The sequence below is a fragment of the Novosphingobium sp. TCA1 genome (assembly GCF_009811895.1).
GTDB lineage: Bacteria > Pseudomonadota > Alphaproteobacteria > Sphingomonadales > Sphingomonadaceae > Novosphingobium > Novosphingobium panipatense_A.
Genome location: NZ_BLJH01000068.1, coordinates 1 through 7,739 on the forward strand (window position 1 = coordinate 1; position 7,739 = coordinate 7,739).

The 7,739-nt window shown below is 56.9% G+C and carries 11 protein-coding genes; 4 read left to right on the forward strand and 7 right to left on the reverse strand.

What is annotated here, in order from left to right; translation table 11 throughout:
• Nucleotides 1–189 (forward strand): hypothetical protein (locus NTCA1_RS28895; protein ID WP_236549609.1); only part of this gene is annotated, 189 nt, incomplete at its 5' end.
• Here the strand turns inward: NTCA1_RS28895 and NTCA1_RS27375 are convergent.
• Complete coding sequence (locus NTCA1_RS27375; RefSeq protein WP_159832415.1) at nt 180–506, reverse strand: hypothetical protein; 327 nt, start codon at nt 504–506, stop codon at nt 180–182. The genes NTCA1_RS28895 and NTCA1_RS27375 overlap by 10 nt on opposite strands.
• Nucleotides 507–975: 469 nt before the next feature.
• Complete coding sequence (locus NTCA1_RS27380; protein WP_159832416.1) at nt 976–1,977, reverse strand: DUF2493 domain-containing protein; 1,002 nt, start codon at nt 1,975–1,977, stop codon at nt 976–978.
• A 595-nt stretch (nt 1,978–2,572) separates the two neighbouring features.
• Here NTCA1_RS27380 and NTCA1_RS27385 point away from each other — a divergent pair.
• On the forward strand, nt 2,573–3,142 hold the full coding sequence (locus NTCA1_RS27385; protein WP_159832417.1) for a hypothetical protein: 570 nt from the start codon (nt 2,573–2,575) through the stop codon (nt 3,140–3,142).
• 393 nt (nt 3,143–3,535) lie between these two features.
• Here the strand turns inward: NTCA1_RS27385 and NTCA1_RS27390 are convergent, their stop codons facing one another.
• A complete protein-coding gene (locus NTCA1_RS27390; RefSeq protein ID WP_159832418.1) occupies nt 3,536–3,871 on the reverse strand; it encodes a single-stranded DNA-binding protein in 336 nt (111 codons plus the stop codon).
• A gap of 714 nt (nt 3,872–4,585) precedes the next feature.
• On the opposite strand from NTCA1_RS27390, the gene NTCA1_RS27395 reads away from it, so the two are divergent.
• On the forward strand, nt 4,586–5,338 hold the full coding sequence (locus NTCA1_RS27395; protein ID WP_159832419.1) for a DUF4407 domain-containing protein: 753 nt from the start codon (nt 4,586–4,588) through the stop codon (nt 5,336–5,338).
• A gap of 149 nt (nt 5,339–5,487) precedes the next feature.
• On the opposite strand, the gene NTCA1_RS27400 is transcribed toward NTCA1_RS27395, so the two are convergent.
• Entirely contained in the window at nt 5,488–6,018 is a 531-nt protein-coding gene (locus tag NTCA1_RS27400) for a DUF736 domain-containing protein (RefSeq protein ID WP_201282616.1), read from the reverse strand.
• Between the two features lie 203 nt (nt 6,019–6,221).
• Here NTCA1_RS27400 and NTCA1_RS27405 point away from each other — a divergent pair, with 203 nt between their 5' ends.
• Nucleotides 6,222–6,431: a hypothetical protein gene (locus NTCA1_RS27405; protein ID WP_159832420.1), complete on the forward strand. Its 210-nt coding sequence runs from the start codon at nt 6,222–6,224 to the stop codon at nt 6,429–6,431.
• A gap of 25 nt (nt 6,432–6,456) precedes the next feature.
• On the opposite strand, the gene NTCA1_RS27410 is transcribed toward NTCA1_RS27405, so the two are convergent.
• The 3 genes from NTCA1_RS27410 to NTCA1_RS28900 form a co-directional block, all read right to left on the reverse strand.
• Nucleotides 6,457–6,768: a hypothetical protein gene (locus tag NTCA1_RS27410; protein ID WP_159832421.1), complete on the reverse strand. Its 312-nt coding sequence runs from the start codon at nt 6,766–6,768 to the stop codon at nt 6,457–6,459.
• A 99-nt stretch (nt 6,769–6,867) separates the two neighbouring features.
• Complete coding sequence (locus tag NTCA1_RS27415; RefSeq protein ID WP_159832422.1) at nt 6,868–7,074, reverse strand: hypothetical protein; 207 nt, start codon at nt 7,072–7,074, stop codon at nt 6,868–6,870.
• A gap of 417 nt (nt 7,075–7,491) precedes the next feature.
• The coding region (locus NTCA1_RS28900) for a hypothetical protein (RefSeq protein WP_236549610.1) at nt 7,492–7,739 on the reverse strand (248 nt) is incomplete at its 5' end.

Sequence of the window (7,739 nt, forward strand, 5' to 3'; positions counted from 1 at the left end):
GCGCGAAGCGAGACGGGCGAAGGCCCGTCGGCGAGCAAGGCACTGCCGCGCGGCCGCTGCCTTGGCGCAAAGAAGATCGCGCCGATGGGGCGCGATACTCCAGAGGAGCGTTTGTCCGAGGACGAAATGTATGGAAGCTCCGCAAATTCGGAGCTCCCACACCGCGAGGACGTCGGCGATCATTCGTGACGGCCGCAGTGACAGTATGCGATGTCGATGCCAGAGATTGAGCACGCGCTGTCGTCGAACTCGTCGCCGTCGTCCTGATGCTCGGCATAATCGTACCGCTGCATCGCCATCTCGACGCCTGCTGATCTTTCACTTCCGTCGAGGGTTTCAAAGTAGCTGTCATATGCCCCAACGAGGCGGGCCGAAAACCGTTCGTAGGTTTCGGCGGTGTTGCCGCGGAACTGCTGGTTGTAGATTTGCTCCAGCTTCTCATTGATGCCGGCAACGGTGCCTTCTGAGAGGGCGTGGCGGGCGGCGATATCGGCGAAGTTGAACATAAAAGCCTCCAATTATGATTACTCTCTCATCCGGGATCAGATGAAAGATGATCGTCATCGGAGGATCGGGCGCGCTTTAGTCAGGGACGCGGCCCACCGGCCCGCGCCGCGAAGCGGGGAGCGGGGGAGCCGATTTTTTTGGGGTTTGGGTGAGGCGCAGCCGATCCCGGGCCCCGGAAAAATTGGGGGGACCGCTCATCCTTGACGAAAGGGCGTGGAGATCCTCACACTACGGCGATGAAGCTTGTCTGATACCGAGATGTTAGAGAGTTATCACGATTTGCCCCGCGCTTCGCGCGGGTTAACAGCAAATCGTCCTTCTTATGCCACGGCTGACATTGCCGCGTGCATCGCCCTATCGGGGGGACGTCCGGGTCGCGGCGAAGGGGTTCGATGCCCCTGAGCCGCGCATTGGCGCGAAAGAAGAAGAAGGGAGGCCCGGGCTATGCCCGAGCCTCCCAAAGGGCGCTTACGCCCGAGTGCGGCCCTGCTGCGACCGTTGGTCATCAATGCGGCGGATATGAAGCGGAACGCCTGCACCGCGGAGGCGCTGCGCGAGGTTCGCTTGAATGCCGCTACCTTCGCACACGAGAGCTTCCACCGGGCGGAGGCGCACAAGGTTTTCGTTACGCTTGAACGGCGCACTTTGCCCGTGAGCGGCGCTTGGGACGAAAGCAATCGACTTGACCTTACGTGCCTGTGCCCAACCTGTTGCGATCGCGTCGACACCCTTACGCATGCCGGTGGTTGCCAAGACCATTTCAGGGATGCGCTCCTTGATGTCATCGAGCAGGTCCCAGATCATCTCGTGATCGTGCCAGACCTGACCGCCCGAGACCACGACCATCGGGCCGGTGGGAGCGTGATCTTCGTTACGCTGGCGAGAGCGTGCGGCAAGGAAGTCGCGAGCTGCGATTTGCGATGCTGTTGCGCTAGAACGAGACACCTGCGAACCGCGCGTTGCCGTGAAGGGGCGGCCGGTCTCGACGCGGTAAACTGCCGAGGCGTGGTCGCGCATTGCTTCAAGGGCCTCACGGCAACCTTGAAGGGTCTGGCAAAGCATCTGCGTTTCCTCCATCTCAACCGCGTGGATCTCGGAGGAGTCATTGATGCGCGCGAGCTCACCCAGCTTCTTGGCCGCGTCATCCTCGCGTCCCTCCGCCAGGCGCGCCGTCATGTGGAAGGAGTTCACGAAACCCCACACGATTTGCTGAGCGAATTCTTCCATGCGGGTATCGCGGAAAACGTCGAAGATCGTTCCGACAGCAAGCTCCACGGCGGCGCGGGCCATGTCTGCGTCAGGCATTTCGGTTGCGATGGGCGCGTCCATCACCGACAGCTTCGCGAGCTCCGAATGCTCGATGAAGGCTCCGTTGTAGGCGGCGGCGTTGGTTTCGTCCTGCGATGCCTTGGCAATGCGGTCGTTGGCGAGGATACCGGCGAGATCTGCGAAGTTGTTAAGCTTGTTCATAAAAGCCTCCAATTATGATTACTCTCTCATCCGGGATCAGATGAAAGATGATCGTCATCGGAGGATCGGGCGCGCTTTAGTCAGGGACGCGGCCCGTCAGGGTCGCGCCGCGGAGCGGGGAGCGGGGGAGCCGATTTTTTTGGGGTTTGGGTGAGGCGCAGCCGATCCCGGGCCCCGGAAAAATTGGGGGGACCGCTCATCCTTGACGAAAGGGCGTGGAGATCCTCACACTACGGCGATGAAGCTTGTCTGATACCGAGATGTTAGAGAGTTATCCCGATTTGCCCCGCGCATCGCGCGGGTTAACAGCAAATCGTCCTCATAAATGAGACAATACCGATCGCTCTCGTGCGAGGTCGCCCAAGGGATCGTCACGCGAAGCGCCGAGACGGCCGCAGGCTGGCTCGGTGGAGCTTGGCCCGCCTGCAGCCCTGGCCGCGCCAGGGCGAAGCCGGGCCTAGCGGAATAGAGCCCGGTCCCGCGCCAGCGGGATGGGCCCGCTTCCTCCGTTCGCCCTGAGGCCAGCCTTTCGCTCACGAAACGACATGGCAAAGAAGGATTGATCGTTCCATCCTACCCCGCCATGCGTGGCTAGATGACTACCACCGTACCGACACCTGAAGACCACATGAGAAACCAGCTGTTTCGGTTGATGATGTCAGCTGTCGATTTTCGCCATGCTTTGAGCGCCGCAACATTTCTTCTGGAGGAATGCGACTGGTCGGCGGGCTATACCAGCCAAGAGCATCGCAGAAAGTTCAAGTGCTACGAGACAGCGATGGTGGTGGCCTATGCGCGGCCATTTTCATCAGCGCGCGGCAAAGCGGCTCCGTTCAGCTGGAAACTTCTGGGTGCCGGCTTCACACTAGAGCCGTCGGAGCGCGCGTTGCATTCCAGGCTGATCGACTCCCGAAACCGCCTTCATGCCCATTCCGATGACGAGCACTCGGACATCACCGGCGAAATCCTGCGCTCAGATCTCGGTGACGGGCGATCCTTCGACTTTTTAAGTGTGTTTGGTGGGGAGTGGCTATTCTTCGACGGCGGAGAGGTTGAGGCGATTCATACCTTCCTGTGGAAGGTTCGCAGCCATGTCGACAAGGCCGTGCAGAACCACCCGGCACCTCGCGATGCATTTCCTGTCCGCAAAATCGACCTGTCTTAGCAAGCAGCCCCGCACGCCAGTTACGCCGTAATACGGTCAAAGTTAGGGCTCAAACGCATTCAGCACGGGTATCGCGGCTCAACCGGCTGCCGCCAGGTGCATGCCAAGGCTTTCCAACTGCCCGAAATGTGCCAAGTACATATGGCCGGCGGCAATCTCGACTCGATGTTTTCGTCATCGTTGAAGATGAGGCAGAGGTTTGTGGGCCCGAGGGCATCAAGGTTGCAGCGTGTCGATGAAACCGTCGCGTCGTTCGCCAAAGCGTTCGAGGTCGGCGAGGCGCCGAGCTGCACTGGCGAGGTTGCATTCAAGGGTGATATCGAAGGTCTGCATCGCAAGTCTCCTATTGGAGCGAAGCGAAAGGGCGGCGCTCTTGCGCCGCCCTCTTGAGGATCAGAGGAACTCGACTTCCTCAGCGATGATCTCGCAGCCGTAGCGGGTTTGACCCTCGTTATCTGTCCAGCGGCTATAGTGGATGCGGCCCTGAACCGCGAGCAGGTCGCCCTTCTTCTTGTGATTGCGCACGCCCATCCCCATGCCGTTGAAGATGGTGACCTTGTGGAACTCGGCGTCCTTGACCGGGTAGCCCGTTTCGGGGTCCTTTTCGACCTTGCCATCGCGGATGCGGGGGCGCTCGGTGACCAGGATGCATTCGGTAATGCGGGTGTCGCGGAAGTCGCGGGCGATAGGGTCCTTAGCGAGGCGACCGACCAGGTTGACGTTGTTCATTGCGTAAGCCTCCAGTTGTGTCGGCGGACCGTCCGCCGGTGCCCCTGTTGAGCCCACGGGCAGGTGCCTACCCACCGGAGCGCAGCGGAGGGGAACCCCTAAGGACCGGGGTGGTGCGGGCAGGCCGCCGCAGGCGGCCAACACGGTCCGGGACGCCGGGGTTGGGTAGGTGCCAGGCCGGGGGCAAGGGGCACTGGCGAAGGCGGTCGGCTCCGCCGGCACTCTCTGGGGCTTTGCACACAATGAACTTTTCAACCGTTTGATCGGTTATTCGCGGACCCTATCGCCTGTGCCCTCAACCGCGCTGCCGCTTCCGAGCATCCTGTCACCGCTCCCTCCGCATGATGGTAAGGCCGAGATAGGAGACGATCGGCTCAAGCCGGTTACGGCCCCGACAGTTCGCTGCACAGTCACCTCACGGCATGGGGATCGGATTGAGGAATCACTTGGGCGACAGCGAGCTTCAGCGCAGCCACAGCCGCTGGAAATAAAGAGGTGACCTGCGGTGCTGTGAGTTCATGCAGAGGCGGGTTTCTCAACCTCAAGCTGGTGTCCTTAACGCTGTTCTATAGCGAGGATCCTTTTAATGAAGATGCGCTTCGCTGGCTTGAGTTCAGTTAGCCTCTGATGGCCGCCAATCCATTGACAGAAATAGGCTACGCACATTAACGGGCTAATCTAATCGGCCAGATACGGTGGGGGCATCAGAGAAGCATGACTAGAGTTTTGTCGGCTATCATTATAGCGTTTATTTCAGTTTATGTAACCAACGCCTCGCAAATCGCGAACGCAAACTTTTTAGCAAAGTTTTTCGGATTTATCTTTTCACTTGCGGCGTCATACTATGGCTTCATGATCGGTGAGAAAGTCCGAAACGCTCTTCAACCTGATTATGTGCTAACTGATGGTCGTGTCACATCAATTGCGAAGGCAAAATTGTTTTGGGCGATTGGACCACAACTGATTGCAACATTCCTCGCTGCCATAATAGCAACGATGATTTTCTTTAAGATATTTGGTCCTTCAGCAGCGACCGTTCAGCAAAGAAAGGTTGCAGAACAGGTAGCCGTGGAGGAGCAGTGGAAACGAGATCACCCTCAAGAGGCGGCCCAAATTGCGCAGGCGAAGGCAGAGCGTGAACGGCAGGATGCCGAGGATCAGGCACAATTTAAGAAAAGCCAAGCTCGCGAAGAGCTGTTGGATCAATCCGCACTTCTGCGTTCCGAATTTGGTACTGCAAACTCCAATTGTATCTTCGGAAAAGCCCGAAGTGCCGAGCGCACAGAATGGGACGCACTAAATCAGAGAACAGTGACGATTCCTGCCACACCCAACGAAGAGGAAGCATCTTGTGTCGAAGCTGACAAGCTCTTGAAGCAAATTCGAGACAAAGGTACTTGTATAGTCAATAAGGAGGGCGATCCATTGAACCCGGACTGGGCTCTTTGTTCAGAGACAAACCAGTAGATCATCAATACTTTTGATGCGGTCCTGTGTTCGCCGTTTCTGAGGATCGTGAGAGCATTTATCAAAAGTAAGGCCCGCTACCCTTGAGGCGAGGGCAGCGGGCCTTTCCACCGGCGCCGGGGGGCGAGGCGCCGGTGTTGTGAGATCATTCAGGCGGCGACAGTATCGTCAGCTTTGCTGCGCGCGTTGCGACGACCGCCTGCTTCGGACGACGGCGCGGGCGCGGTGCTCTCCCCGAGGCCGTCACCACCGGCTGCAGCGCCGCTACCAGTATTGCCCTGACCTTCGTCCGAACCGGCAGGCGGCATCGGCGGGAGGGCATCGTTGCTTCCGAAGCTGGGCGCTGCGCGGCGGCGCTGTGGTCGGCGCCAGCTTACGTTCAGCGAACCGTCGTCTTGCCTGAACATTGCCACGTCGAGCGGCTTCTCCAGGCTGGGATCGTCGAGGCGGCCAGACAGGAACGCTTCGCCGGTTTCGTTCGAGGTGTATTCCCACAGGGCGCCGATCTTCACCCAGGTCCGCCGATCGGCCGACAGGCCCATCATGTCGAAAGCGGGGGCGCGTTCGTTGCTCGAGTTCACTTCCCGAAGGGCGACCACTGCGTTGAAACCCAGCGTCGTGATGCGACCGATCAGAGTGCCGTCTTCGTTTGCCTTCAGGCTACCGATGTTCATGCTCATGCTGCTTCTCCAGATACTCCCGAACCTCATGTCCGGGACATCTTCCTCCCTCCCCCTCTCCCCCCGGGCCGTTTCAGGCCCGGCCGCGTGCGAACGCGCGCTCATCGAGAATGTTCTTCTCGATGCTATCAGCCGCGATATCAATTGAGGTTGCTCGATTCAGAATAGAGATAATAGTCCTCCAGACGATGGAGGATCGATCAATGACGATAGATGAAATTAGCGAAGAGGTGATTGCACGTCTGATTAATGAAGATTGGTCTCCTGGCGCTTTTGGCCGCAAGGTTCGCGAAGTTCGATTATGGGCAATAAAGGAGTATCGCTTGGCTGGTATCGATAACGACTTCGACGCGAGAACACTCTTTGAGTTAGCTAAGGCCCGTCAATATCTTCGTCGCTTGAAAAACGATTGAGAATTCGAGGAAGCAGGAATCTGCTTCACGAAGGTCTGATGAACCTTTTGACGGCAACCTGAGCATCACCATCCAGCTGGCCAAGCGTTTTTAGCCGATCCAGCTCTAACATCTTCCCGAGATCCGCAGGAATTTCACAGAATGGCGCAAGGATCCTGATTGCATCTGCTGGCATCCTTAGTTCGCCTGGCGCCATGCCCTCCCAAATGAAAGAGATCTCCTCTCCGTCTTCTATACGACGGACTTGAGCAAAGAATGTTTGAAGTGGTCGGTCCCAACCGATCGATGCAGATGAAGCTCCGCTTTCAGGTCGGACAGGCAAGTCGTGACGACTCATCACGCATTCCCTTCTCACATTGAATTATGATCACAGTGGATATGGTGGAGACGCGCAAAAAAAGGCCGGATTTTCATCCGACCTCTTTAGAGTCACGAGCTACTTAGAATTCAATCCATCGCGAGAAAGCTGACCGATTATCTCCATGATATCCTCATCAAGTTTTTTTGCATCGGCAATCTGCTCTTTGTATGATTCTTTAAGAGCATCGTTATTTTCTTCATCGACATAGTCTTGCAGACTATTAGCAAGATCGCCAATGACGTTACTTACCCGCTTCAAAAACTCTTTAAGATCATTTTGCATTCAATACGACCCACCTTGCCGAAAATTATATCTTCGTCCTAATATCTTACTCGACATCAGCCAGAGGCATTTGGGGTACTCGGAATTGGGCACTCACACAAGGTGCTCTCAATCACCGGTAATATCTATTGAGGCGTGCAGGCCTTCACATCACCCGAGTAGCACCAACCGCCACCGTTTTTATGATAATCGTTTCCACCACCAGTAGTGTTCGTCACTCCATCATAACCTCTTCGCTGGCAAAACTTAGTCTTGTGTCCGCTGGACCATCCCAGATCTGCCAGATTAGCGCGCTTGGTGCACCCTTCCGGCAGTGACTCGGTTGGTTTGTTGCATCTCGCGTGATTCCCAGGATTATATGCAATCGTTGACGATCCCCGTGGACATCCTCGGCCGCATACAAGAGATGGCCTATTATCACCGGGAAATTGGCACATCGAATATCCCTGAGCCATGGCCGATTGAGCTGCTCCCAGTGATACGATCAAGCCGACAATAACGGCGGTAAATTGATGATTTCTCATTACTACCTCCTTTAATATCAACTTCGTTATATCGCTGTTTAGAAAATAACCCCATATTTTTATTGTAAGCGCGCAGCACATGGTCGTGTCCCGCGGGGTGGTGTAGGAACCGTCGATCTACGGCAGGATCAGGTTCAGGTC